This is a genomic window from Corallococcus sp. AB032C, assembly GCF_003668935.1.
GTDB lineage: Bacteria > Myxococcota > Myxococcia > Myxococcales > Myxococcaceae > Corallococcus > Corallococcus exiguus.
This window is the reverse complement of the sequence record NZ_RAWP01000016.1, coordinates 50639-74893: the sequence shown is the minus strand read 5'-3', so window position 1 is coordinate 74893 and position 24255 is coordinate 50639. Positions and strand designations below refer to the sequence as shown.

General features: G+C 70.2%; 22 protein-coding genes. 11 read left to right on the top strand and 11 right to left on the bottom strand.

Annotated features, from left to right (window positions below):
• Window positions 1-24: 24 nt before the first annotated feature.
• The 5 genes from D7X99_RS09905 (at window position 25) to D7X99_RS09885 (ending at window position 7191) form a co-directional block, all read left to right on the top strand.
• Entirely contained in the window at window positions 25-3084 is a 3060-nt protein-coding gene (locus D7X99_RS09905) for a helicase-related protein (protein WP_121777547.1), read from the top strand.
• Between the two features lie 99 nt (window positions 3085-3183).
• Window positions 3184-3981 carry a TadE/TadG family type IV pilus assembly protein gene (locus D7X99_RS09900; RefSeq protein WP_120575147.1) on the top strand — a complete coding sequence of 266 codons (798 nt, stop codon included), beginning with the start codon at window positions 3184-3186 and terminating at the stop codon, window positions 3979-3981.
• Complete coding sequence (locus D7X99_RS09895; protein ID WP_121777546.1) at window positions 3960-5498, top strand: pilus assembly protein TadG-related protein; 1539 nt, start codon at window positions 3960-3962, stop codon at window positions 5496-5498. Before D7X99_RS09900 ends, D7X99_RS09895 begins: the two co-directional genes overlap by 22 nt.
• Window positions 5498-6481, top strand: a complete 984-nt coding sequence (locus D7X99_RS09890; RefSeq protein ID WP_121777545.1) for a hypothetical protein — start codon at window positions 5498-5500, stop codon at window positions 6479-6481. Before D7X99_RS09895 ends, D7X99_RS09890 begins: the two co-directional genes overlap by 1 nt.
• On the top strand, window positions 6481-7191 hold the full coding sequence (locus D7X99_RS09885) for a hypothetical protein (protein ID WP_120575144.1): 711 nt from the start codon (window positions 6481-6483) through the stop codon (window positions 7189-7191). The genes D7X99_RS09890 and D7X99_RS09885 overlap by 1 nt, the downstream gene beginning before the upstream one ends.
• On the opposite strand, the gene D7X99_RS09880 is transcribed toward D7X99_RS09885, so the two are convergent.
• Together D7X99_RS09880 and D7X99_RS09875 are read right to left on the bottom strand one after the other, a co-directional pair.
• Complete coding sequence (locus D7X99_RS09880) at window positions 7192-7746, bottom strand: hypothetical protein (RefSeq protein WP_169824949.1); 555 nt, start codon at window positions 7744-7746, stop codon at window positions 7192-7194.
• 2 nt (window positions 7747-7748) lie between these two features.
• The gene (locus tag D7X99_RS09875; RefSeq protein WP_121777544.1) at window positions 7749-8510 is read right to left on the bottom strand and encodes a hypothetical protein; all 762 of its coding nucleotides are present in this window, start codon (window positions 8508-8510) and stop codon (window positions 7749-7751) included.
• Between the two features lie 106 nt (window positions 8511-8616).
• On the opposite strand from D7X99_RS09875, the gene D7X99_RS09870 reads away from it, so the two are divergent.
• Window positions 8617-9351 carry a hypothetical protein gene (locus D7X99_RS09870; RefSeq protein WP_121777543.1) on the top strand — a complete coding sequence of 245 codons (735 nt, stop codon included), beginning with the start codon at window positions 8617-8619 and terminating at the stop codon, window positions 9349-9351.
• Here the strand turns inward: D7X99_RS09870 and D7X99_RS09865 are convergent.
• The 3 genes from D7X99_RS09865 to D7X99_RS09855 all read right to left on the bottom strand — a co-directional run bounded on the left by D7X99_RS09865 (window position 9320) and on the right by D7X99_RS09855 (window position 12617).
• On the bottom strand, window positions 9320-10252 hold the full coding sequence (locus D7X99_RS09865; RefSeq protein ID WP_147476102.1) for a hypothetical protein: 933 nt from the start codon (window positions 10250-10252) through the stop codon (window positions 9320-9322). The two genes, D7X99_RS09870 and D7X99_RS09865, sit on opposite strands and share 32 nt — an antisense overlap.
• Window positions 10253-10334: 82 nt before the next feature.
• The gene (locus D7X99_RS09860; RefSeq protein WP_233601251.1) at window positions 10335-10808 is read right to left on the bottom strand and encodes a hypothetical protein; all 474 of its coding nucleotides are present in this window, start codon (window positions 10806-10808) and stop codon (window positions 10335-10337) included.
• 45 nt (window positions 10809-10853) lie between these two features.
• Window positions 10854-12617, bottom strand: coding sequence for an ABC transporter ATP-binding protein (locus D7X99_RS09855; RefSeq protein ID WP_121777541.1), 1764 nt, complete (start codon window positions 12615-12617; stop codon window positions 10854-10856).
• 159 nt (window positions 12618-12776) lie between these two features.
• On the opposite strand from D7X99_RS09855, the gene D7X99_RS09850 reads away from it, so the two are divergent.
• Window positions 12777-13217, top strand: coding sequence for a hypothetical protein (locus D7X99_RS09850; RefSeq protein ID WP_120593914.1), 441 nt, complete (start codon window positions 12777-12779; stop codon window positions 13215-13217).
• Between the two features lie 127 nt (window positions 13218-13344).
• Window positions 13345-14466 (top strand): molecular chaperone DnaJ, encoded by a 1122-nt coding sequence (gene dnaJ, locus D7X99_RS09845; RefSeq protein ID WP_121777540.1) that lies wholly within the window; start codon window positions 13345-13347, stop codon window positions 14464-14466.
• 58 nt (window positions 14467-14524) lie between these two features.
• Here dnaJ and D7X99_RS42260 read toward each other — a convergent pair whose 3' ends face one another.
• The 3 genes from D7X99_RS42260 to D7X99_RS09830 all read right to left on the bottom strand — a co-directional run bounded on the left by D7X99_RS42260 (window position 14525) and on the right by D7X99_RS09830 (window position 16303).
• Window positions 14525-15319 carry a hypothetical protein gene (locus D7X99_RS42260; protein WP_147476101.1) on the bottom strand — a complete coding sequence of 265 codons (795 nt, stop codon included), beginning with the start codon at window positions 15317-15319 and terminating at the stop codon, window positions 14525-14527.
• Between the two features lie 71 nt (window positions 15320-15390).
• Complete coding sequence (locus D7X99_RS09835; RefSeq protein WP_121777579.1) at window positions 15391-15852, bottom strand: SMI1/KNR4 family protein; 462 nt, start codon at window positions 15850-15852, stop codon at window positions 15391-15393.
• A gap of 10 nt (window positions 15853-15862) precedes the next feature.
• Window positions 15863-16303, bottom strand: a complete 441-nt coding sequence (locus tag D7X99_RS09830; RefSeq protein ID WP_233613251.1) for a hypothetical protein — start codon at window positions 16301-16303, stop codon at window positions 15863-15865.
• A 431-nt stretch (window positions 16304-16734) separates the two neighbouring features.
• On the opposite strand from D7X99_RS09830, the gene D7X99_RS09825 reads away from it, so the two are divergent.
• Together D7X99_RS09825 and D7X99_RS09820 are read left to right on the top strand one after the other, a co-directional pair.
• Entirely contained in the window at window positions 16735-18879 is a 2145-nt protein-coding gene (locus tag D7X99_RS09825) for a penicillin-binding protein activator (RefSeq protein ID WP_233613250.1), read from the top strand.
• A complete protein-coding gene (locus tag D7X99_RS09820) occupies window positions 18876-20516 on the top strand; it encodes a WD40 repeat domain-containing protein (RefSeq protein ID WP_121777537.1) in 1641 nt (546 codons plus the stop codon). Before D7X99_RS09825 ends, D7X99_RS09820 begins: the two co-directional genes overlap by 4 nt.
• Here the strand turns inward: D7X99_RS09820 and D7X99_RS09815 are convergent.
• On the bottom strand, window positions 20510-21202 hold the full coding sequence (locus D7X99_RS09815) for an NAD-binding oxidoreductase (RefSeq protein ID WP_121777536.1): 693 nt from the start codon (window positions 21200-21202) through the stop codon (window positions 20510-20512). The two genes, D7X99_RS09820 and D7X99_RS09815, sit on opposite strands and share 7 nt — an antisense overlap.
• A 55-nt stretch (window positions 21203-21257) precedes the next feature.
• On the opposite strand from D7X99_RS09815, the gene D7X99_RS09810 reads away from it, so the two are divergent.
• Window positions 21258-22043 carry a transglycosylase domain-containing protein gene (locus D7X99_RS09810; RefSeq protein ID WP_121777535.1) on the top strand — a complete coding sequence of 262 codons (786 nt, stop codon included), beginning with the start codon at window positions 21258-21260 and terminating at the stop codon, window positions 22041-22043.
• A 7-nt stretch (window positions 22044-22050) separates the two neighbouring features.
• On the opposite strand, the gene D7X99_RS09805 is transcribed toward D7X99_RS09810, so the two are convergent.
• Together D7X99_RS09805 and D7X99_RS09800 are read right to left on the bottom strand one after the other, a co-directional pair.
• Window positions 22051-22533: a hypothetical protein gene (locus D7X99_RS09805; protein WP_121777534.1), complete on the bottom strand. Its 483-nt coding sequence runs from the start codon at window positions 22531-22533 to the stop codon at window positions 22051-22053.
• An 8-nt stretch (window positions 22534-22541) separates the two neighbouring features.
• Window positions 22542-24248: a serine/threonine-protein kinase gene (locus tag D7X99_RS09800; RefSeq protein WP_121777533.1), complete on the bottom strand. Its 1707-nt coding sequence runs from the start codon at window positions 24246-24248 to the stop codon at window positions 22542-22544.
• Window positions 24249-24255 lie beyond the last annotated feature (7 nt).

Genomic DNA, 24255 nt, shown 5'->3' with positions numbered 1-24255 from the left:
CGTCACCCAGGTGTTGCACGGCATATGGCGTCTCTCGTCGAAGGTCTGAAGGTCCGCTACCTCCCGCAGCCCGAGTGGGGCGTGGGGCATCTGCTGTCGCTGCAGGAGCAGGGGGCCAAGGCCCTCATCGCCTTCCCGTCCCGCGAGGACGAGCCGGTGCTGGTGTCCACGCGCGGCGGTGCGCTGGTTCCCTACCAGTTGCCCAAGGGCGAGCCCATCCAGACGCCGAAGGGGCGCAAGGCCACCGTCCTGGGCGAGGAGCCGGGCGCGCGCGGGCTGCGCCGCTACGTGGTGCGCTTCGAGGACACGGGCGAGGAGGACGAGCTGCCGGAGTCGGAGGTGCGTGCGCTGGCGCCGCGCTCCGACCTCTTGTCCACGCTGCGCGACGGGCGGGTGGGTGACGCGAAGGCGTTCATGCTGCGCAAGCAGGCGCTGGTGCTGGACGACGAGCGCCGGGGTGACGCGCTGGGCGCGCTGCTGGCCAGCCGGGTGATGGTGAAGCCGCACCAGGTGGGCGTGGTGCAGCGCGTGCTGTCCGCGCGCCGGCCGCGCTTCGTGCTGGCGGATGAAGTGGGCCTGGGCAAGACGATTGAAGCGGGCATGGTGTTCAGCGCGCTGCGGCTGGTGGGCCTGGCGCGGCGGTGCCTGGTGGTGGCGCCCAGCCACCTCACCGTGCAGTGGCTGGTGGAGCTGTTCCACAAGTTCAACCAGCTCTTCACGCTGATGGACTCGGACCGCTACGAGCAGTCGCTGAAGGAAGCGCCGGACGTCTCTCCGTGGGCGCGCTTCCCGCTGGTGGTGACGAGCCTGGAGCTGCTCAGCCGCACCCGCGAGCACCGCGAAGAGGTGTCCGCCGAGGACGCCTTCTGGGACCTGGTCATCATCGACGAGGCGCACCACCTCAAGGGCGAGAAGGCCTTCGCCGCCGCGAAGGGGCTGGCCGCGAACTCGTGGGGCCTGTTGCTGCTCACCGCCACGCCCATGCAGTTGGATCCGGCGGAGTACCACGGCCTGCTCACCCTCATCGACGCGGCCACCGCGCCGTCCGTGGACGGCTTCGAGGCGCGGCTCCAGCGCCAGGAGGAGCTGTCCACCGCGGTGCGCGCGCTCATGGAAGGCAAGGGCGACGGCAAGGCCGCGAAGGCCGCCGTGGCCGCGCTGGCGAAGCGCTTCCCGGAGGACGCGCGGCTCCAGACGCTGAAGGAGAAGGAGGCGCTGCTCGCGCACCTGGCGGAGACGTACAGCCTGTCGGACCGGCTGGTGCGCAACCGGCGCGCGGTGGTGGGTGGCTTCTCCACGCGCAAGCTCCACCGGCACCCGGTGCGGCTCACGCCGGAGGAGCTGACGGCGCGTGATACGGCGCTCGCCACGCTGGCGAAGGGCACGCTTCGTGGTGCGCCGCTGGCCAACGTGCTCCGGCGTCTGGAGTCCAGCCCCGCGGCGTTCATGGGCGCGGTGAAGTCCAACCCGGCGCTGAAGGGCGCGGACCTCAAGCTGACCGGCCGGGACGCGAAGCTCATCGCGTTCGTGGGCGTGCTGCGCGGCATCTGGAGTGCGGAGCCGCGCGCGAAGGTGCTCGTGTTCACGGAGAGCCGCGACACGCTGGAGTCGCTCCAGTCGGAGCTGTCGCGCGAGGGCGTGGAGGCGCTGGGCTACCACGGCGATTTGCCGCTCGTGGAGCGCGACCGGCAGGTGGCGCGCTTCCGCGACCCGGAGGGCCCCCGCGTGCTCCTGTGCACGGAGGTGGGCGGCGAGGGCCGCAACTTCCAGTTCGCGCACCACCTGGTCCACTACGATTTGCCGTGGAGCCCCTCCACGGTGGAGCAGCGCATCGGCCGCCTGGACCGCATCGGGCAGGCGCACCCGGTGGAGATCCACGTCTTCGACCCCGCGGGCACGCTCGCGTCGGACGTGCTGATGCTGCTGGCGGACGCCGTGGGCGTCTTCGGTGAGACGGTGGGCGGCCTGGACGCGGTGCTGGAGGAGGTGGAGGACCGCATCGCGGACCTGGCCCTGCTGCCCCGCGAGGCGCGCGTGGAGTACGCCGCGGAGCTGAAGACCCGCGTGGAGGCGGCGCGTGAGCAGGTGAAGCGCGCGTACGACCCGCTGCTGGACGTGCGCAGCTTCGACAAGCCCGCCGTGGCCCGGCTGGTGGCGCGCGCACAGGAGCGCATGGGGGATGAGCCTGGCGACGAGGACTCCGACGAGGAGGCTCCGCCGCTGGAGGACGGGCTGTGGAGCGTGGCGCGCGACCTGGACGAGCGCCTGGAGGAGACCGTCACGGAGCTGGCGCGCCGCGTGGGCATTGGCGTGGACACCGACGAGCAGGTGGAGGCCTTCCAGGTGGCCTTCCAGTTCGGCCACGCGCTCAACGTGGAAGGCCTGCCCGGCATCGACGTGATGCAGGACCGCACCTTGCTGGGCACCTTCTGGCGCGACACCGCGGTGGAAGCGGAGGAGCTGGAGTACTTCGCCACCGGCCACCCGCTGGTGGAGGCGCTGTTCGGCTTCCTCAAGGACGGCCCCTACGGCCGCAGTGGTTTCCGCCACATCGAGAAGCGCAGCGTGAAGAAGCCCGCGCGCGGCCTGGAGCTGCTCTTCCACGTCCAGCTGCCGGAGCCCCAGGACACCTCGCCCGGCGCCCGCGTGCCCAGCCGACAGCTGGCCCGCTTCCTCGCGCGCACCCTCCTGCCCGTGGCCGTGGTGGAGGGCCCCCAGGGCCCCGTGGCGGACGTTTCCGTGCTCACCGCTTTGGAATCCGACGGCAAGGCCCTGAAGGGGGATGAAGTCCACCAGGCCTTCCCTGGCTTTGGCGCCTTCGTGGACGCCGCACTGCCCGTGGCCCAGGCCGCCGCCGAGGCGGAGCTCGGCCGGTCCGCGAAGAAGGCCCGGGCGGCCATCGAGGCGGAGCGCGACTCGGCCGCCGCCCGCCTGCGCCTCTCCCTCTCCCACCAGGGCCTGCCCCCGGAGGAGGTGGAGGCCCAGGTTGACGCGGAGCGCAATCACTACGAGCGCCTGCTCCAGGCACTCGCGGGGGCGAAGGTGGCGCTGGACGCGGCCTGCGGGTTCACCCTCAATCGGTGAGTAAACAGTTGTGTCACAATGGAATCGGTCCTGTCGGGGCTTCGTCCATTTGACCGATTCCCCAATCACCGAGAATCTAGGAGGAAGGCAGCCTCCCCCATGGCCCTTCCCCACCCCCCACGTCGGCAGCGCGAATCCGGTCAGGCCGCGGTGGAAGCGGCGCTGTGCATGCCGCTCGTGGTGTTCATGGTGCTGGGCTCGCTGCAGCTCTTCATGCTGCTGCAGGGTCGCATCCTGGCGCAGGTGGCGGTGTACCGCGCGGTGCGCGCGGGCAGCCTCAACCACGGCAGCTGCGAGGCGATGACCCACGCGGCGCTGGTGACGATGCTGCCCACGGTGGAGCACACGCGCACGCCCGCGCAGCTGGCCAACGCCTTTGATGAACGCAAGCGCAACTACCTGCGCGTGCGCGGCTCGCGGGGGACGCTCTTCACCGAAGGGCCCATGGTGGAAATCGTCCGCGAGTCGCCGGATCCCGCCTGGGTGCGCAGCCTCGCGGGCGACGAGGACCTGCTGTTCGACGTGCCCACGGACTCCAATGCGGAGATGCAGCGGCGCACGCTCGAGATCCGCATGGTGGCCTGGTACTACATGCGCATCCCGTTCGCGGACTGGGTGATGAGCCGCATGTTCCTGGCCCAGTTCCACCTCAAGAACTACACGGACGCGAACCCGCTCAACCCGGCGCAGAAGCAGTCTGACTGGTGGGCGGACACCGACGTGGAGCTGGGGCCGGATGACTGGCCCGGCGGCGACCTGGGTGAGCGGATGCTGCGCTGGAACGCGCAGGGGCACTACCTGTTCCCCATCCAGGTCCACGCGGCCATGCGGATGATGACCCCGGTGAAGGCGTCGAACTTCAATGGAGGTGCCGGATGCAGCCTGCACGGCTTCTGAAGTCCGGCGCGCGCGGCCAGGCGCTGGTGCTGTTCTCGCTGACGTTCCTCCTGCTCACGCTGATGGTGCTGCTCACGCTGGGCTTCGGCATGCGCGCCAAGGAGCGCGTCGAAATCCAGATGGCGGCGGACGCGGCGGCCTACAGCCAGGCGGTGTCCACGGCGCGCACGTTCAACGCCATCGCGGTGATGAACCGCGCCCAGATTGCCCACATGGTGGCCATGGCGGGCACGCAGTCGATGATCAGCTACGGCAGCCAGCAGTACGCCGCGCGGCAGACGTCCCCGTGCGCCATGCCCGGCAACGACTGGTCCGCCCTGGACCAGGCGGCGGCCACGCAGGTGCAGGTGCTGCAGGGGCGCGCGGGCTCCATGTTCCGCGCGGAGCTGGCCATCTACAACCATCTGGTGGGCACGCACCTGGCGAACCAGAACCTCACCCGGCTCATCGCCAAGGAGATCAACCCGGAGCTGGCCGCCCAGCCCGAGGGCGCCAACAAGTCCCTGTCGGAGGTGTCCGGCGGCGCGTCCTCCGGCTCCAGCTACGACGAGCTGATGCAGCAGGAGAAGACGGGCTCGGTGCCGGCGACCTCCGGCGCGGTGATGCCCACGGGCGGAGGCCAGGGCACCGCCACGCTCAACGCCACCATGGGCAGCCTGGGCTGGACGTGGGTGCACAACCGGGGGAGCGGCAGCGCGGGCTTCGGCTCTGGCGCCGCCGCGCACAACCCGGGCTTCCATCACTACGGCAGCGCGTCCGCGATGGACTCCTCCACCTATCAGACCATCTCCGGCCGCAACTCGTGGGCGCACGACCACGGCCGCGCCGTCACCGGCGTCTGCCCGGACGGCACCCCCTACACCGCCGGGGCGACGGACGCGTGGGTGATGTCCGACGAGCGCCAGTCCCCCGAGGACCAGCACGTCTACGGCGCGAAGGCGCCGCCCGGCCAGGGCGCGGAGAACAACACCACCGTGGATGAACGCCACACGCTGGGCGCCTGCGTGGTGTGCCCCGGCATCTGGCCTTATTCCGTGGGCTTCAACGCGGGGCTCCTGCACGGCAACGCCGACGAGAACGACTACGGTCAGCCCAAGCTGTACGCGATGCTCCACCGCGACTACGCCAGCGACGCGCGCCGCGCGAAGCCGGACCCCTGGAACCTGCTGTTCACCTTCAAGTTCGCGAACCAGGAGACGGAGTTCGACAACGCCGCGCCGCTCGGGCGCATCCTGCCCACCGGCCGCGAGGACGTGCAGCGCAACCAGGTGGCCCTGGCCGCGGGGCTCGCCTACTACCACCGGCCCCGGCCGGCGGCGGTGGGCGGAGGTTGGGAGGAGCCGCCCAACTTCCTCAACCCCTTCTGGCGCGCCACGCTGGTGAGCACCGAGGGCGCTCGCGACGACAAGCCCGCGAACAGCCTGCAGCAGGCGGGCTTCTCCGAGCACGCGGAAGCGCTGCGCCGCCTGGACAACGCCGGCTACCGGGGCGGCAGCAGCACGGGAGGGAAGTACTGATGCGCGCGCGCGCTGCCACGTCGCGCCGGGGACAGGCGCTCGTCGAGACGGCCCTGGGCTCCATGGTGTTCGTCACCATCCTCCTGTTCGGCATCTACTTCGCGGAGGTGGGCGCGCTGACGCTCAAGGTGCAGGAGGCCGCCAACTTCGCGCTGTGGGAGGCCACCGGGCACGTGATGCACAACCCGCAGGCCGGCGTCTTCCAGCGCGCCAACGCGGAGGCCCTGGCGTCGTCGGAGGCCGCGGGGCGCTACCAGGACTTCGACGGCCGGGCCAGCCACACCAGCGGCGCGATGACCTTCCAATTGGCCATCGCGCGCGCCACGCGGGTGAACGTGGACTGCGAGCCGACGCGGCCCGCGGGCAGCCCCGTGGACATCCTGGGCACCCGCCCGGTGGACGCGGATCCAGGCTCCACGGCGCTGGGGCTGGCCATGGCCACCCAGTCCGACGGCATCTCCTGCAACGCTTCCACGACGTTGCGCGCGGAGCGGCTGGGCAACTTCATGGAGCCGGAGTTCTTCAAGGTGTCGCACCGGCTCGCCAGCGACCAGTTCCGCGTGTGCGCGGCGGGGCGCGCGTCGGGCGGGCGCTGCACGCGGCGCTTCTTCATGCTGCTGGATGACTGGGGCCTGTCCAACGTGGCGGAGGGCCGTGAGTGCCCGCTCATGATTGACAGCGGGGGCACCTGCGGGAACGTGGACTACTACGGGTGGGCGGAGAGCGTGTACCGCGAGAACGGCGGCGGTGGGAGCGCCGGCGCCGCGCTGATGGCGGGCGTGGGCGCGGTGGGCGGCGTGAACGAGGACCAGTTCTTCATGAGCTTCCGTGGCTCGGAGAGCAACTACGAGCAGAGCATCGGTGGCTCGCACGCGGGCAACCAGACCGTCTGGGAGACCACCCCCTTCGTGGCGGACAACCTCTCCCCCACCTACCGGAACGACGGCCGGCGCAACAAATGGCTGGGAGGCGTGCCGCATTGATGCGCGCCGGGCGCGTGGCGGGAGCGGTGCTCTCGCTGCTGCTGGGGCTGTCCGCCCAGGCTGCTCCCGACGCGGGCGTACCGGACGCGGGCGTGCAGCAGGCCGCGCCGCGCTTCGCGTGGCCCCGGCTCCAGGTCATCGCCCACGTGGAGTCCAGCGACATCGTGGAGGCGGGTGGCATCCCGGTGGCGCTGCGCGCGGTGCACGTGAAGGAGAACATCCGGGACCTGGTGCAGCGCTTCGCGGACGCGTTCCGCGACGGCGGCCTCTACGTGCCGCCCGGCAAGGAGCAGGCGCAGTACGCGAACAACGCGGCCATGCTCACCGCGTTGGATCCAAAGCGGCGCATCACCTACACCGTGGTGATGATGCCGCAGCCGGATGGCACCACCACGCTGTACCTGGGTGAGGCCAACCACGCGCTGGCGCGTCCACAGGAAGCGGCGGGGGACTTCGCGCCGCTGCCGCCGCAAGCGAACGGCGTGCTGCGCGTCAACGCGGAGGGCTCGCGCACGCTGACCTTCCAGGTGCCGCTCACGGGCCCGCAGGTGGACGCCTTCTACGACGACGCCCTGGCGAAGGCCGGGTGGAAGCGCGGCGACGAGCCCGGCCTGTACTCGCGGCCCGGCGCGGAGCTGCGGCTCACGCACCAGCCCTCCAAGGAGGGTCAGCGCGACGTGGTGCTCATCCACCAGCAGCGCGCGCGCTGATCAGGCGCGCAGCTTCTCGCGCAGCACCTTGGCGCGGCCCTGCATGTCGGGGTCCAGGCTGGTGAGCTCGATGGACTTCAGCCGCTGGTCCAGGCTCTTGGGCAGCTTCTTCTGGAGCGTGCCCGCCTCCTGGAGCGACTCCAGCTTCGCCAGCGCCTTGTCCACGATGCGCTCGCGCGGGTGGTCCAGCAGGCTGTCGAGGAAGTACGCGTCCTCGGGCAGGTCCGGATACTTCTCCAGGTAGTCCACCACGCCCTTCACCCAGTCCGCGCGCGTCTCCGACTCCTGCACCTTGCGCAGGGCGTCCTTCTGGGCCTTGCGCTTGCCTTCGGGGTCGAACGTCTTGGCCAACCCCTCCGGCAGCTCGCCGCCGGTGAAGAGGGCGTCCGCGGCCGTCTTGTATTTCTGGTAGCTGGCGCTGCGCTCCAGCTTCTGCTGCGCCGGGTCGTCCTGGCGCGAGTGGTACTTGCTCTTGCCGCGCTGCGCGTCCAGCTCGCGGTAGGACTTGTTGCGCTTGCCGGTGAAGCCACCACCGTCGTTGTCGTCTCGGGCCATCTTCATCTCCCCTTGCGGGCGCGCCACAGCGCCGCCAGTCCCCGCCGGACGAGGGTGCGCACCTGCGCCAGCTCCTCGGGGGCGAGGGGGTGCTCCTCGTCCTGTTCCGCCTCGAACAGCGCTTCCGTCACGTATTCCTGGAGGGCATCCGGCGCGGGCGGCGCATCCGGCTCCCTGTCCAGGGCCCTGGCATCCACGGCCAAGAGCCCCGGCGGCCAGCCCAGCTCCAGCATGGCGTGCAGCTCGAAGAACAGGTGGCGGGCGACCCCATAACCTTCGTCCGTGAGGCCAGCGGCGTCAAGCGCACCCAGCAGGCTGTCCTGCCGGTTCTCGTAGGCATGCATCAGCCGCGTGCGCGCCTTGTCGTCGTCCTCCAGGTAACGCCAGGCGGCCTCCACGAATTCGCCGGAGGGCTCGTCCGGATGGAAGGGCGCGGGCGGCTGCAGCCGCTCCTTCTTCGGGCGCGGCGGGCGGGGGCCGTCCTCCGGCCGCACCGTCTTTCCCTCCAGCACCACGTCCCAGAGGCCCAGCAGGTTCTGGTACAGGCGGCGCGCCAGCTCCGGGTCCGGGAAGCGGGGCTCCCCGTCGAAGAGGGTGGGAATCACCTGGCCGGCATCGGCGCCTTCCGCGCGCGCCTCCTGCATGCGCTCGAGCACGTCGGCGGTGTCGCAGGGACTGCCAGCCAGCTCCAGCAGTCCGTCGAGCGTCTGTGCACCCTCGAACTGGCGGATGAAGTCGGGGGCTCGGTTCTTGGAACGGCTCATCGTGGAATGGACGGTAGGCACAAGGCGGGCATCCGCGCACGGGGCAATCACACCGGAGCGGGCGTCGCTTCCGTTTCGGGCGCGGCGCCCCTACTCTGCGGCAGTCATGGCCGTGGAAACTTCGTCCGACCCCTTGAAGTCCGCGATGCAGGAGCTCTACCGCGCTCGCGCGGTGGAAGGGCCGCTGGGGGAGAACGGCCTGCGCACCGTCTGGCACCTGTCTCCCCAGGGCGCGGAGCTGATGTCCCTGGTGGACGAGGACGGCCGGGTGCGCCGCCAGGAGCTGACGCTCTTGGATGAACACTGCATCTGGGCCAGCGGACAGGGCGTGCGCACCGGCCGGGTGGAAGCCGGCGAGGCGCGGCCCGTGTCCACGGAGGTGCGCGCGGACCCGGAGCTGGTGCCGCAGCGGCTGGTGCGCGCCGCGCAGGCGCTCGCCACCTACGAGGGCCAGGACCGTTACATCCTGCACATGCAGCGCGTGCTGGCGCTCGCTCGCGAGGGGCTGGAGATGTCCAGCGTCATGTCGCCAGAGCACCTGGCGGACCCGTCGGGCCGCGACCCCGGCACGCGGGACACAACCGCCACCCGGACCGTGACCTTCACGCCGGTGGCACCGCCTCCGCGCGAGGCCGTTCCCTCCGCCGCCGCTTCAGCAGCGCCCGCGCCGCGGGTGGCCCCGGAGCCGGAGCCCGTGGTGCTGCGGCACGGTCAGCCGCTGCCCAACGAGGTCCTGCCCCCGGTGGTGCGCAAGTCGGAGGGGCTGGTGATGGTGGCCGTCTTCGGCTTCTTCGTCGTGGTGGGGCTCATCATGCTGTTCGTGCTGTCGAAGGGAAGCTGAGCCGCACGGGCGAGCGCTCGCCCATCAGGTGTGTCACGTCCGCGTCGGTGGGAACGGGGCCGGACGTCCTGCGGCCGGTGGTGACGCGCTCCGGGCCCAGCGTGGTGTGCAGCGGGTGCGCGTCCAGCACCAGCAGGACGGCCACCGCGGCGGTGAGCACCAGGCCGCCCACCCACTCCAGCGCTCGAGTCCGCCGGGCCTCCGCCGCGCGGTACGTCATCAGCCAGGCGAAGCCCAGCACCAGCAGACAGGAGAAGCAGCTCCAGCGCACCGTGCGCAGCCGCGCCGCCTGCGCCATGCCCTCCGCCATCAGGTCCGGGCGGAGCGCGCCGGGGGCCCGAGACAGCCGGGACAGCAGCGTGAAGAGATGGTGCGCCTCCAGCGTGCCCACCACCGCCATGCCCGCCAGCGCCGCGGACACCAGGCTGCCCAGCAGCAGGCTGCGGCGCGTGTTGTCGTGGACCACGCGCGCCGTGTTGTAGCGCGCCATGCCCAGCGCCACCGACAGCGCGCCCAGCAGCACCGCGCTCGTCCATGCGCCCAGCAGCCGGGGCGCCATCGCCTTGCCCAGGCCCGCCGTCAACGCGATGCCCGCGTCCGTGGCGGACACCATCGGCAGCGCCACCTGCATCCGCTCCAGCGCCACCTCCGTGCCCAGCAGCCCCAGCGTCCACGGCACCGTCGCCATGCCCACCATCACCGCCAGCGGCACCGTGCGGCCCATCAGCGTGGAGCCCGTCGCCAGCATGAGCAGGGGCACCTCCACCACCAGCGTCAGCACCAGCAGCGCCGCGAAGGGCCCCGCGGAGCTCACCACGCTCACCAGGCCGGCGGGACTGCCCAGGAGCAACGGCAGCGTGCTCCCCAGCACGCACACCGTGGTGGGGACGGCCAACGCCACGATGAACGGCCCGGGCGCTACGTGAGGTCTGACTGGAACAAGCATTTCCAGTGAGAATAGGGGGCCTGTGATTCCTTGTAATTCAGACGGGGGGACGGCCCACGAGCCAGTACACGACAGAGCAGGCGGCGCCGGCCACGGGAGCCAGCACGATGCTCCAGAGAAGTGTCTGGCCGCAGTCCGCGCCTTCGCAGCCGATGCGCCCGTAGGCGAGCACGCCGCCGGTGAGCATGGGCAGGTGCATGCCCGCGATGAACAGGCCCAGGCCGCGCAGCACGAGCCCCCGGTACCAGGGCCGCGTCCACAGCCGGAAGACGAGCGGGACGAGCACCAGCGTGCCGGTGAACGCGGCGGCCAGCGCGAAGTGCCGGGCGGCCACCGCGACGCACGCGCCCGCGGCCAGCAGCAGGGCGGGCACCAGCAGGAGCGCGTTGAGCGACAGCGGCTCTCGTTCGCGGGGCGGCGTCTGGGGCATGGGCCAGGGCGGAAGGCTCGCAGGGCGTGCCCGGTCGCGCAAGGTCAGCGATGGCGTGGAGCGAATGGGCACGGGACCCATGAACACCCCTTCGGAAGCGAAGGCCATGGCCCCGCGGGGCGGCGTTCAGGCGGCGACGGCGCCTTCGCCCAACAGGCGCGCATAGCGGCCCCGCATCGCGAGCAGCTGCTCGTGCGTGCCGGCCTCCACCACCTGTCCGCCCTCCACCACGGCGATGAGGTCCGCGTCGCGCACGGTGCTGAGCCGGTGCGCGATGATCAGCACCGTGCGGCCCTTCATCAGCGCCTGGAGCCCCGCGCCCACCGCCGCCTCGCTGGTGGCGTCCAGGGCGCTCGTGGGCTCATCCAGGAGCAGCAGTGACGGGCGGCGCAGGAAGGCGCGCGCCAGGGCCAACCGCTGCCGTTGTCCGCCGGACAGGCGGCTGCCCCGCTCGCCCACGGGCTCATCCAGGCCGCCGGGCAGCGCCCGCACGAAGTCCTCCGCGTGCGCCAGCCGCAGCGCTTCCCACAGCGCGTCGTCCGTCGCGTCCGGCTGGCCCAGGCGCAGGTTGTGGCGCACGGTGCCGGAGAAGAGCACCGGCTCCTGCGGCACCCACGCCAGCTGCGCGCGCACGCTGGACGCCTTGAGCGAGGACAGCGGCACGCCGTCCCACTTCACTTCACCGCCGCTCGGCGGCAGGAAGCCCAGCAGCACGGAGAACAACGTCGTCTTGCCCGCGCCGGACGGGCCCACCAGCGCCACGCGCGCGCCCGCGGGAATCGTCAGGTCCACGCCCTTCAGGGCCTCGCGTCCGTCCGAGTAGGTGGCGCGCACGCCGGACAGCTCCAGGGCGCGCGACAGGGGAGGGGCCTCCGCGCCCACGTCTGGCGGCACCGGCGAGTCCGCGAGCGAGAACAGGCGCTCCGCCGCCGCCAGCCCCGTGAGCACCTGGGACAGCGTGCCGCTCAGTGACTTCACCGGCTGGTAGAGCAGCAGCGCCGCCGCCATGAAGGACAAGAGGCGCCCGGCCAGCGTTGGATCCATGGACACCGCGCGAGCGCCCCACGCCACCGCCACCGCCACGCCCACGATGCCCAGCAGCTCCACCGTGGGACTGAAGGCGCCGCGGATGAAGAGCGAGCGGCGCATCTCCGTGAGGTACGCCTCCGCCTCCGCGTCGAAGGACTCCAGCGCGCGGGGCACCGTGCCGTAGGCCTGCACCACGGGGAGGTTCTGCAGCTGCTCGGCGGTGATGGCGCTGAGCGCGCCCAGGTTGGCCTGCGAGCGGGTGGCCACCTTCTTGAGCGACCGCGCGAAGCGGCTCACCGGCACCACCGTCACGGGCACGACGACGAACGTGAAGAGAAAGAGTTTCGCGTCGATGAGGAAGCAGGTCGCCAGCAGTGCGCAAATCTGGAGCCCATCCCTCACGTACGATGACAGCGCCTGGGTGACGGAGAACTCCACCAGGGGCACATCCGAGGTGAACCGGGAGACAAGTTCTCCAGAGTGGCGCTGTTCGAAGAACGCCGGCGGCTGGGCGAGCAGTCGGCCATAGAGGAAGCCCCTCAGGTCGGCCATCACCCGCTGGCCCAACCGCTGCATCAGGCCCCCCTGGAGGAACTGGGCGGTGGCCTTCACCAGCGCCACCGCGACGACCAGCAGGGGTAGCCGGGACAGCAGGGCCTCCGGCGCCAGGGTCATCCCCGCGACGGTGACGGGGGCGCCGGTGAGGACGGCGCGCAGCAGGGGCCCGACGATCCACGCGTACGCGGCGGTGGCGGCCGCGGCGGTGAGCGAGGCCAGCGTGCCCGCGAGAAGCAACCGGCGGTACGGGCTCAGGTAGCCCAGGAGCCGGCGATAGACGTGCGCGGAGGGACGGGGGGCCACGGGAGGGGGCGCACTCTGTCACCGAGGCGACGGTGCCGTCCAAGCGAAAGGGACATGGGAAGCGCGCGTGCATGGCCGCCCGCTCCACGGCCGGCCAGGGAGCGCTCGCGCCCGCCTGCGTTGCCGCATCCCACACACGCGGACAGCTTGAGATGCGCCATGGAAACCAACACTGAGAAAGAAGTCCTGTTCAATCCCGGCTGCGAGTCGGTCGTGGATGACGAAGAGCGCCGCCGTCTGCTCTGGCTGATGGCCGAGTACTTCCGGACCATTGGTTACTCGGACATCAAGGCCCGGCTCCCTGGCTTCATGCCGCCGCCCGTGCTCTCCGGAACCATCGAGGACCACCGGCCGGACTTCACCTGTCGCCAGTCCGACTCCGCCCGCACGCCCATCATCCTGGAGATCGTCACCCCAGGCATGGTGGATGATCCGACCGCGGAGAACCGCTGGAGCCTGCTGGCGAGCGCCGCGAAGCTCTACAACGCGGAGCTGCACTTCGTGGTCCCCAAGTGGTCCGTGAACGGCCCCGTGGACCCGGCCCTCAAGCGCCGGCTCGCCCGCATGGAGCTGACGGTCAACCGCGTCTGGACCGTGTAGCGCGCAAACCCCTGCTTCCCACAGGGTTGGACTCCGGCCTGGATTGCTGGCGTGTTTCGCTGCGTTATAGTGACTCCGATTCTCTACGCAGCTTGAAAACGCCAGCAAATTCCAGGGGTTCGATTCAATGGCAGGGGCCGCAGGGCAGAAGCGCGACTACTACGAGGTCCTCGGCGTCCAGAAGAGCGTTACGGCGCAGGACCTGAAAAGCGCGTTCCGGAAGGTCGCGTTGCAGTACCACCCGGACCGCAACCCCGGGAACCACGAGGCCGAGGAGAAGTTCAAGGAAGCCTCGGAGGCCTACGAGGTCCTGAGCGATCCAGACCGGCGCACGAAGTACGACCGTTTCGGACACGCGGGCAATCCCTTCGGGGACGCGGGCGGCGGCTTCCAGGGCGTCAACATCAACGACATCTTCGGAGAGATTTTCGGCGACATCTTCGGGGGTGGTGGCGGGCGTGGCCGGCAGCGTCAGAGCCGGGGCGCGGACCTGCGCTACAACCTGGAGATCAGCTTCGAGGAGGCGGCGTTCGGCTGCCGCCCGAAGGTGACCATCCCGCGTCCGAAGAAGTGCGAGACCTGCTCCGGCTCCGGCAGCAAGAGCGGCGCGGCGCCCCGGCAGTGCGCGGCGTGCGGCGGCAGCGGGGAGCTGCGCTACTCGCAGGGCTTCTTCGCGGTGTCGCGTCCGTGCGGTGACTGCGGCGGTTCCGGCGCCACCATTCCGGATCCGTGCGCCAAGTGCCGGGGCTCCGGGAAGACGCCGTCGGAAGAGGTCATCGAGGTCGCCATCCCGGGCGGCGTGGACAACGGCACGCGCGTGCGGTTGTCCGGCATGGGTGAGCCGGGAGACCGGGGCGCGCCCCCGGGCGACCTGTACGTGACGGTCATCGTGCGGGAGCACCCGCTGTTCCAGCGCGAGGAGTACGAGGTCTTCTGCGAGGTCCCGGTGTCCTTCACGCAGGCTGCGCTGGGAGCGAAGATCGACGTGCCCACGCTGGACGGCAAGGTGAAGATGACCATTCCGCAGGGGACCCAGTCCGGGAAGGTGTTCCGCCTGAAGGGCAAGGGCATCCCGCACCTGCACAGCCAGCAGCGGGGAGATCAGCACGTGCGCGTCATCATCGAAACGCCCACGGAGCTGTCCTCCAAGCAGCGCGAGCTGCTGGAGCGCTTCGCGGAGGTGTCCGGCGAGGAGACCCATCCCCAGTCGAAGTCCTTCTTCGACAAGGTGAAGGAACTCTTCGGCTGATCTACCTGGGGGCTCTTTCCTTCTAAGCCGGAAGGAAAGAGCTACCTCTGGCGGTGAGTCATCCAACTGGGACGACAACGACTCGAACAGGCATCTTTGAGGCGGTTCGCTCCAAGTCCCGGATGAAGCCTGCGACGTTGGGAATCCGGTGGTCGGGATCGTAAACGAAGCACACCAGGGTCTTGCAGTCAGGGTGCGCTTGATAGCGGGCGATGTCCGCAATGAGTTCGTCGTTTAGGTCCCTGTGGGTAAGGCTTGGTCGGGTCTTTTTGACTTCAATGACGATCTGCTCCTCTTTGAGGAGGAAATCAAAACGCGGCCGCCCTCCAGCGTGGCTTGGGCCTGGCTCCTCATCACGAACATCGCTGAAAGATACGAGCAACAGCGCGTGCAGGAGATCTTGAACATCGTATTCGTCGGTAATGGCAAGCGTCGGCCGTTCGTCATGACGATTGCGTAGTCGTAAGGCGACTCGATGAAATCGTTGGAGAATTATTTCCAACTTCTCCAACGACGTATTTTCTGTTTGGTCGGCAGTGGTGCGCCCAGGTGATGTTCGGAGGTACTGCATCGCCTCCTCCAACATGAGCCGTTTGCCACGTAGCTCAGTTCTCCGGTCTAGCATCCGCTGGTATGCGTCCGTGGCAACAAAGCGATGTACAACGCCTGCGGAAATGACGCGGGCAATCCATTCGGAATTGTTGCCGAAGGTGTCAGTGAGGGTTGCTTTGAGTGTGGCATTGAATGCTGCTAGTTGTGCGGATTCTACCTCTGTTGATGCCAAGCGCTCGGCGCGCTCGTCGAGTTGCTGTAGGCGTGTCAGGCCGTCAGTTGGAGAAAGAATAGGCGGCATTGGAGGCGGCTTTTCTCTTGGCGATGCTGGGTTGGAAGCTGAGCTTTGAGATTGCGTGTTTGAACGGCGACTTAAGGGGCGTTTAGCCAGAACCATGCTCCTTGGCTTGGGAGAGCTTCCTTTAGAAAGACTGAGAAGGATGGGGCGATCTGTATGCAGTATTCTGGGTCGGGAAACATTTCGCGATAGCCATCGCGAAGTGGATATCGGCCATCTCTTGGCGACCCGACATCCAGGATGATGCAGTTACCGTCCTTGACCGCGCAGATGGACCACCAGTCAGCGGGCCCTCTGTCGTCGGTGTCCTTCCCGCGGATCGCGACACGCGCGCGGACGATTTGCGCGAGCGGATGGAAGCGAAACGGGGGATCAATCCGGTCGAAGAGATCTGCTCCATCGCAGTGCAGGTAGAACGCACGCAGGTCCGGATCCAACTTCCAGCCCACTCGCTGCTCAAAGGCTTCGATCTGCCCGGCCGCGGCGGGCGGATTCGGAAAATGCCGCTGGGAAATCTCCAGCAGCATCGCGCTCATCGGGTCCGGCTTATTCGCCATAGGGATAGTCGACTCCCACGCCGTTCCATGGCGGCGCTCCGGCATAGCACTGGCCATAGGAGTCCGTGACGTACTGGTGGAGGTCCTGGGGCAGCGGAATCACGTTGTCCCAGTCAACAGGGTCACCACCATGGCCCAGGTCGAAGACGTGGTGCCCTTGCCAGGGTGTGCCGCCCGCGTCGCTCGGCCAAGCGCCCATGCGCTTTGCCCACTCACGACGAAAGGTGTCGCGGATGTTGTTCCAGCGACTGCGGCTCGCTCGTGTCGAGGCCGGCGCAACGGGTGTGTAGTTGCAGCAGCAGTGCGTCACGCCGTACCGGCTGCCCGCGTGGACGACCGGCCCTTCGAAGTCCATCTTGATGTCCGCCAGCCAGATGCACCCCATGAGCATGTTGCCCGTCGCCGAGCACTTGCTCTCGCAGGAGCGCATGAACGTGGGTCTGCATTGCCATGGGCCATAGTGGATGACCGTGCGGAAATGGCCCCCTCCGGGAACGGCTACCAGGGGCCCCACCCATTTCCGACCAGGGCCCACCAATGAGGGGGTGACCGATCCGCAAGCCGTGGAGGCAAGCACCATGGCCACCATGACGAGGCTGCTCCATCGCGGGGACCGGGAAGAGGGGGGTTCCACGGCCACGATGTTAGAGCGTCCGCGACCTGGGCCGCGATGTGTCTTCGGTCGCCCGCCAGGCGTGCGTCCCGGGCCGCGCGAGGCTGTGGTCCCATGGCCACGGGGCCGGAGTTTCCCCTCGGTGACGCACGCGGGCATGCGCGGTGCATTGAAGCGGACGTTTCAGGGGAATCTTCCCCCCGCTCAAGTGTCGACGGAGCCGCACCCGCGCTGCTATGCACCTCGCCATGGAAGTCCTCTCCGCATCGCGCCGCGCGCTTGTCGCCGCGCTGGCCCTGACGTTGACCGCCTGCCCCAAGACGCCTTCCCGCACCGACAGCCGGGACGAAACCTCCGGGGGAGACTCCACCCAGCCCAATCGCCCGCGCGTGGAGGTGAAGCAGGACGCCACCGCGAACGCCGCGCTCGCGCAGGCCCGCACCCAGGCGCAGTCGAACCCGGACAAGAAGCAGGCCGCGGAGGCCTACCTGTCCGTGCGCAAGGCGTACCCCGCCACCACCGCCGGACAGGACGCGCTCTACAACGCGGGCGTCCTCTACTTCGAGGCGAAGGACTACGCGAACGCGCGCAAGAGCTTCAACGAGCTGCTCTTCGAGAACCCCCTCCACGCCCAGGCCGATGACGCCAAGCACAAGCTGGCCGTCTCCGCCATGGAGGTGGGCGCCTACCGCGACGCGTACCAGACGCTCACCAGCCTGGCGGAGCGCGCGGAGGGCGCGGAGAAGGAGCAGCTGCTGAGGGAGGCCGCGCGCGCGGCGGAAGGCGCGGGCCTGTACACGCAGGCGCTGTCCTCCGCTGTCAAAGAGGCGGGCGACGCCCGGACGGCGGAGGAGAAGGCCGCCGCGGTGAAGAAGGTGGAGCAGCTGGTGGAGGGCCGCGCCAGCTTCCTCGACATCGCCCGCGTGCAGGAGGGGCTGTCCCCGTCCAACCCCGCGTGGCCGGTGCTCCAGTTCAAGCTGGCGCGCATCTACTACCACCTGCGCGACTGGTCCCGCCTGGAGGAGACGCTCCAGACGTTCCTGCGAGATGCGCCCAACAGCACCTTCGCGCCGCAGGCCAAGGAGCTGCTCGCGCGCGCCACCCGCCGCGTGGAGGTGCGTCCGCGCACCGTGGCGGTGCTGCTGCCCATGTCGGGCCGCTACCAGCCCATTGGCGAGGCGGTGCTGCGCGGCGTGAAGCTGGGCCTGCAGGGCAGCGACATCGAGCTGGTGGTGAAGGACACGCAGGGCGACGTCAACAAGACGGGCACGGCGATGGAGCAGCTCGCGTTCGACGACGGCGCCATCGCGGCCCTGGGCCCGCTGCTGGTGGATGACACCAAGCGCGCGGCGCTGCTGGCGGAGGAACTCCAGGTGCCGCTGCTGACGCTCAGCCGTCAGGAAGGCATCACGGACATTGGCCCGTACGTCTTCCGCAACATGCTGACGAACTCCGCGCAGGCGCGCGCCATCGCGGACTACGCGATGAACGTGAAGGGCTACAAGCGCTTCGCGGTGCTCTACCCGAACATCCCCTACGGCGTGGAGCTGGCCAACGAGTTCTGGGACGACGTGGTGTCTCGCGGCGGCGTGATGCGCGGCGCGGAGTCGTACTCCTACGACCAGACCACGTTCACCGGTGAAGCGAAGCGCCTGGTGGGCCGCTACTACCTGGAGGACCGCGGCGACTGGGCGGAGGCCGTGCGCGACGTGCAGGGGGAGAAGATCACGGACGCGTACCGCCGCCGCAAGGCCATGGAGAAGGCACGCAGCGGCGTGGAGCCCATCATCGACTTCGAGGGCCTCTTCATCCCGGACGACTGGCGCCGGGTGAGCCTGGTGACGCCCGCGCTCGCGGTGGAGGACATCGTCACCAACGCGTGCGACCCGCGCGACCTGGAGCGCATCCGCAAGACGACGGGCAAGAAGGACTTGAAGACCGTCACGCTCTTCGGCACCAACCAGTGGTCCAGCCCCAAGGGCCGCTCGGGCCTGCCGGAGCTGCTGGAGCGCGGCGGCAAGTTCGTCACCTGCTCGGTGTACGTGGACGGCTTCTTCGTGGACTCGCAGCGGCCGGCCACGCAGAAGTTCGTGAAGAGCTACCGCGACGCGTACCGCGAGACGGGCCGCGACCCGGGCCTGCTGGAGGCCATCGGCTACGACTCGGCGCGCATGGTGCGGCAGGTGCTGGACAAGCAGCGGCCCAACACGCGCGCGGCGATGCGTGAAGCCCTGGCGGGGCTGAAGGACTTCGACGGCGCCACCGGCCGCACCTCGTTCAACGACAAGCGTGAAGCGGACAAGCAGCTGTTCCTGCTGTCCGTGGACAACAAGGGCGTGAACGAGATCAACGTGGACAAGGAGAAGGCCGCCGTCCGCGGGTCGGGTTCATGAGACAGCGCACCGGGGGCTTCGTCCTCGCGGGCGTGCTGACGCTCACGGGCTGCGCGCACACGGCTGCGGGCCTGACGCCGGACACGCTGGGCCGGTTGGAGTCCACGTCCGGAGGCTTCCTCTCCGGCGCGGTGGAGGGCTTCGACGGGGAGCCCACCGTCCTCAACCGCAAGGACTTCATCTGGGCGCTGGACTTCGCGCCACGCGGCCAGCGCGTGGCGTACACGCGCCTGGGGGACAATGCGTACCACGTCTCCATCTGGGACCTGTCGCCCGCCGCGGCGAAGCCCGGTGACGCCCGCGCGCCGGTGATGCGCGCGGATCCCTCGGTCAACGTCCAGCAGTACGACCTGGAGGGCGTGACGTTCTCGCCGGATGGCTCGCGCGTGGCCACGGTGAGCCGCAGCGGCGCGGTGCAGCTCTTCGACGCGGCGACGGGCTCGCAGGTGGTGGCGCTCGCCACGGAGGAGCCGCTGGTGTCGGTGGCCTTCCATCCGGATGGAAAGTGGCTGGCGGTGGGCAGCGCGCAGGGCCTGGTGTCCCTGCTGTCCGTGCCGGAGCTGTCGTTCGGCGCGGAGGCGCGGCTGCACGTGGGGCCGGTGAGCGCGCTGGCGTTCGCGGCGGACGGGACGCTGTACTCGGGCGGCTGGGACGGGCACGTGCGCGCGTCGGACACGCCGGAGCAGGTGCTGAAGCCGGACGTGGCGCGCACGCACTTCGAGCGGCGCGGCGGCTTCGCGGCGGTGCAGGGCCGCGTGGACAGCGGGCCGCCGGTGGTGCTGGCGCTGGATTCGCGCACGCCGGTGGTGGTGCTCACCACGGCGGCGGCCACGGCGTCCGGTATCGACGTGGCGTTCCTGAAGGACACCGTCACCGTGCCGGGCGCGCTGGGCAACACCGTGGCGCGGCTGTCGCGTGGAAGCACGCTGCGCTTCAAGCAGCTGACGCTGCCGGGCGTGGACGTGGCGGTGTGTGACGCGTGCGTGCCGCAGGGCAGCCAGGGCGTGCTGGGCGCGCCCTTCGCCGAGCGCGTGGACACGGTCTTCGACGAGACGACGGCGGAGGCGGTGCTCACGCTCAAGGGCGGCGCTCCGGAAGGGGCGAGCACGGCGATGGCACGGGTGCTCTCGCCTCGGCTGGACTTCACCTTCCCGGCGCACGTCAACGACGTCACCGTGGACGCGCGGGGAAAGCGGCTGGGCGTGGCCTTCAGCCAGGAGAAGGCGGAGCGCAACCGCACGGTGTACGAGCGCGAGCGCAAGGGCATCCAGGAGCCCCAGGGTCCGTGGAACGCGGGCGCGCTGGTGGACGCGGCCTCCGGGCAGGTGCTGCGCAAGTGGGAGCTGCACCACGGCGTGGTGTCCACCGCGGCCATCGCGCCGGATGGGCGCTCGCTGGCGTCGGGCGGATGGGACCGGCGCGTGTATCTCTTCGCCGAGGGCGCGCCGGAAGCGGCGGGTGAGCTGGAGTTCGGCTGGTCCGTGCGGCGCGTGCGCTTCTCACCAGAGGGGCATCAACTGGGCGTGGCCGCGTGGACGCCGCAGAAGGCCACCGGCAGCCAGGAGAGCGACCCGGCGGCGGTGGTGGTGGGCGTGCGCTACGCGTCCCCCGCGGTCGAGACGCGAGCGGCTCAGTAGTTGAGGAACACGGCGCTGCGCGGAACGCCGCGCTGGGCCAGCTGGGCCATCACGTCCTGCACCATGTCCGAGGGGCCGCACACGAACGCGATGGCGTGCTCCAGCGGCTCCTCGCCCAGGTGGGCCTGCACGTAGCCGGTGAGGCCCTGCCAGCCGCTGGCGCCGGGGCGGCTCACGGTGCACAGCACGCGCACGCCGTCCTCCAGCCACTGCTGCAGTTCGTGCTGGTACGCGAAGCCGCCCGCCGTGCGCGCGCCGAAGTACAGCGTCACCCGGCCAAACGCGCCGCGCTCCTGGCGCACGGCGGCGATGACGGGGCGGATGGCGGAGATGCCGGAGCCGCTGGCGAACAGCAGCAGGTCGCGGCCCCGCGCCTTCTCCATGGGGAAGCCGGGGCCCGCCGGACGCGTCACCTCCACGTGCGCGCCCAGCGGCAGGTGCAGGAGCGCGGACGGCAGCGTGCCTTCGTCCTTGAGGAGGAACTCCCACCGCGTGCCGTTGGGAGCGGGCGGCGAGGCGATGGCGAACATCCCTGGCTGCCCACCGGGAAGGCGCAGCTGCACGTACTGTCCCGGGTGGGCGTGCGAGCCCACGAGAGGCGTCCCGCCGATGTCGAGCACCCAATCCGTGAGGCCATCCGCCGCGGGGGTGCGGGCGGTGACGGTGGCGGTGTGCCAGTCGCTCATGGGGACTTTCTAACCCGTCCTCCTGGCGCGTGCCTGCCCTGCTAGAGTCGGGCCCGTGAAGACCGTGTTCTGGCTGTTCATGTTCCTCGTCGGCCTGGCCGGCGTGGTGATTCCGATCACGTACCTCTACACGGCCAGCAAGCTGCCGCGGTTGGAGAGCGAGTTCGACGTCGAGAGCCAGCTGCGCCATCGCATCGAGGGCGACCGGATGAGCGTGCTGGCCGGCCGGATGGACCAGGGCATCCGGGATCGTTCGGCGGTGACGTTCACGCGGCCGGACTTCTCGCGGATGCCCAAGGACCTGGTGGCGCTCTATATCCGCCAGATCGAGTGCCCCACCTACTTCCAGACGCCGCGCGAGGATGGGCGCGCGTGGGCGTGGCGCCTGTTCGCCGGCGTGACGCTGGGCACGGCCCCCCCGGGGGACGGAGCCTGCGAGCGGCGCCTGGCCATGCGCATCGCGCGGGAGATGGGCATCGAGGGGGACCTGCAGCTGTCCGTGGCCGCGCACCGGCTGCACGCGTTCTTCCAGAAGGACCAGCTCGTCGCGTACGTCCTGTCCACCATCCGCCTCGAGCGCGGCGTCGTCGGCGTGGAGGACGCGGCCCGCAAGCTCTTCCACCGCGAACTGGGCGAGCTCCAGCTGGCGGAACTGGCGGAGCTGCAGTTGGCGCTGCCGCCGTACGGCTATTACGGCGACATCAAGGCCTGCAAGAACGCGAGCCTCATCCGGCAGAACCGCGACATGTTGTTGCAGGACCTGGCGGGCTACGCGCTGGTGAGCGAGGAGCGCGCGCGCAACGCCATCGCGCAGCCGGTGGCGTGCCTGTCGGTGAAGTAGCGGGCGGTCAGCGCCGGACCTCCGCGGGCACCTGCGCAAGCCAGCCCACCTCCAGCGCGCCCCAGAGGCCCAGCAGGATGGCCTCCGCGGCGTCGTGGCGCAGCGAGGTGGGGCGGGGCGCGTGGGACCAGTCGATGACCCGCCGCGCGAGCGTGTCCGCGGCGTCCTTGGCCAGCGAGCCGCTGCGCTGCTCCCGCGCGTAGAGCAGCCGGTGGCGCCAGTCCTCCGCGGCCACGCGAAGCACGGGCAGGGCGCGGCGCAGGGCCTCGCGCTCCCAGACGTCCGCGATGGGGCCACCGCCCTCCAGCACGAGCCACGCGAGCGGGGACGCGTCCTGGAGCACGGCGGGCACCGCGCGCTTGAGCCGCGCGTGCGTGCCGAAGTTCCGCGAGCGGTACCCCTGAAGCCGCCCGTCCGCGCCGAAGCGCGCGAGCCCGCAGCGCAGGCCCAGGTCCACCGCGAGCAACGCAGGACCTGGGGACGCGGTCATGGCGTGGGCTACTTGAGGTACTGCTGCTTCCAGCCGCGGAGCTCGCTGAGGATATCCGCGCGGCCCGCCGAGTCGTCCGCGTTCTCCAGCCGCTTCAGTTGCCGGTCCAGGTAGTTGCGCGCGGCCTGTCGGGTGAGCCCCTTGTGGACCTTGTTGTCGGCGTACAAGGGGCTGTTCTCGACCTGCTTCACGGTGTCGAGGATCAGATTCTTCACGGCGGACTCGCTCGAGGACTCCGTGCGCTTGGGCGCCGGGACGTCGCGGACGGTCTTCACGGCCACGGCCTTGACGGTGGGCGGCTCCGGTTTCGCGGGAGGGGGCTCCTCGACGACAGGCGTGGGAGCGGGCTCCTGCACGGGCGCGGCGACGACCTCGGGCGCGGGAGGCGTGGGTTCCACCTTCGGGGCGGGAGGCGGCGGAGTGGCGACGGCGACGACGGGCGGAGGCGCCTCGCCACCCCCGCGCGTGGCGATGACCACGCCCACGGCGGCGAACAGCACGGCCGCGCCCACGGCGATGGGGACGAAGCGGCGCAGGGAGGACGTCTCTTCCTGCGGCACCATCAGGTCGTCCGGCGGGACCGGCGGCGGCACCTGGGTGGTGGGGCGGCGCGCGTCCGCGTCGCTGACGGCGACCGCGGCGGCGGGCTTGGGCTGCGCGGGCTCGATGGGGGCGAGCGCGGTGGGGTTGGTGCGCGTGGCCCGCAGGGTGCGGCGCAGCTTGGACAGGTGCTGACGCAGGGCATCCGCGGAGTTGGGGCGCGTCTCCGGGTCCTTGGTGAGCATCTGCAGGATGAAGGCGTCCACGGCGGGCGGCAGGTCGGGGACGAACTCCGACGGCCGGGGCGGGCGCGCCTCCACGTGCTTCATGAGCAGGTCCACCGGGGAGCTGCCGATGAAGGGCAGCCGGCCGGTGATGATCTCGAAGGTGACGACGCCCATGGCGTACAGGTCCGTCATGGGACCCACGGACTGGCCGCGGGCCTGCTCGGGCGCCATGTACTCCGGAGTGCCGACGACCATGTCGGTGCGCGTCTGCGCGGTGCGGACGGTGGGCCCTTCGCCGCGCTTGGCGAGCCCGAAGTCCAAGAGCTTCACGTAGCGCGTGCCGTCCGGCTGGCGCACGAGGAAGATGTTGCTGGGCTTCAGGTCGCGGTGCACCACGCCCGCGCCGTGCGCGGCGCCCAGGCCTGCGAGCACCTCATCCAGGAGGGACAGGGCCTCTGGGACGGGGAGGCGGCCCTTCTCCGCGAGGATGGCGTCCAGCGGCTGGCCATCCAGGTACTCCATGACGATGTACTGGCGGCCGTCCGGGAGCTGGCCGAAGCCGAAGATGTCGATGATGCCGCGGTGGCGAATGGCGTTGACGGCGCGGGCCTCCGCGAGGAGGCGGGCCACCTGTTCGGACGAGTGCGCCAGTTCGGGGCGCAGCACCTTCACGGCGACGCGCTTGCCGATGAGGGGCTGGATGCCGTCGTAGACGAGCCCCATGCCGCCCACGCCAATGCGCGAGCGCAGCTCGTACTCGCCCAGCTTCAGGCCGATGAGGGGGTCGGTGATGGCGGCGGCTTCGGTACCGGGGTGCTCCACGATGACCTTCGGTTCCGGTGGAGTCGGATGGAACGACGACAGCACGACGGTGCCATCGCGAGGGCACACCGCCGTCTCGGACGGAACGGTGAGGCCGCAGGTTTCGCAGATCAACTCGGATGACATCTCCACC

Coding starts and splice junctions, on each gene's coding strand:
- D7X99_RS09875 (WP_121777544.1), bottom strand. CDS start 8,510: ATGAGCCGTTCCAAGAACCGAGCCCCCGACTTCATCCGCCAGTTCGAG.
- D7X99_RS09835 (WP_121777579.1), bottom strand. CDS start 15,852: ATGAGCGCGATGCTGCTGGAGATTTCCCAGCGGCATTTTCCGAATCCG.
- D7X99_RS09895 (WP_121777546.1), top strand. CDS start 3,960: ATGCAGCCTGCACGGCTTCTGAAGTCCGGCGCGCGCGGCCAGGCGCTG.
- D7X99_RS09885 (WP_120575144.1), top strand. CDS start 6,481: ATGCGCGCCGGGCGCGTGGCGGGAGCGGTGCTCTCGCTGCTGCTGGGG.
- D7X99_RS09905 (WP_121777547.1), top strand. CDS start 25: ATGGCGTCTCTCGTCGAAGGTCTGAAGGTCCGCTACCTCCCGCAGCCC.
- D7X99_RS09825 (WP_233613250.1), top strand. CDS start 16,735: ATGGAAGTCCTCTCCGCATCGCGCCGCGCGCTTGTCGCCGCGCTGGCC.
- D7X99_RS09890 (WP_121777545.1), top strand. CDS start 5,498: ATGCGCGCGCGCGCTGCCACGTCGCGCCGGGGACAGGCGCTCGTCGAG.
- D7X99_RS09800 (WP_121777533.1), bottom strand. CDS start 24,248: ATGTCATCCGAGTTGATCTGCGAAACCTGCGGCCTCACCGTTCCGTCC.
- D7X99_RS42260 (WP_147476101.1), bottom strand. CDS start 15,319: ATGCCGCCTATTCTTTCTCCAACTGACGGCCTGACACGCCTACAGCAA.
- D7X99_RS09900 (WP_120575147.1), top strand. CDS start 3,184: ATGGCCCTTCCCCACCCCCCACGTCGGCAGCGCGAATCCGGTCAGGCC.
- D7X99_RS09820 (WP_121777537.1), top strand. CDS start 18,876: ATGAGACAGCGCACCGGGGGCTTCGTCCTCGCGGGCGTGCTGACGCTC.
- D7X99_RS09830 (WP_233613251.1), bottom strand. CDS start 16,303: ATGCGCTCCTGCGAGAGCAAGTGCTCGGCGACGGGCAACATGCTCATG.
- D7X99_RS09815 (WP_121777536.1), bottom strand. CDS start 21,202: ATGAGCGACTGGCACACCGCCACCGTCACCGCCCGCACCCCCGCGGCG.
- D7X99_RS09880 (WP_169824949.1), bottom strand. CDS start 7,746: ATGGCCCGAGACGACAACGACGGTGGTGGCTTCACCGGCAAGCGCAAC.
- D7X99_RS09870 (WP_121777543.1), top strand. CDS start 8,617: ATGGCCGTGGAAACTTCGTCCGACCCCTTGAAGTCCGCGATGCAGGAG.
- dnaJ (WP_121777540.1), top strand. CDS start 13,345: ATGGCAGGGGCCGCAGGGCAGAAGCGCGACTACTACGAGGTCCTCGGC.
- D7X99_RS09805 (WP_121777534.1), bottom strand. CDS start 22,533: ATGACCGCGTCCCCAGGTCCTGCGTTGCTCGCGGTGGACCTGGGCCTG.
- D7X99_RS09850 (WP_120593914.1), top strand. CDS start 12,777: ATGGAAACCAACACTGAGAAAGAAGTCCTGTTCAATCCCGGCTGCGAG.
- D7X99_RS09860 (WP_233601251.1), bottom strand. CDS start 10,808: ATGGGTCCCGTGCCCATTCGCTCCACGCCATCGCTGACCTTGCGCGAC.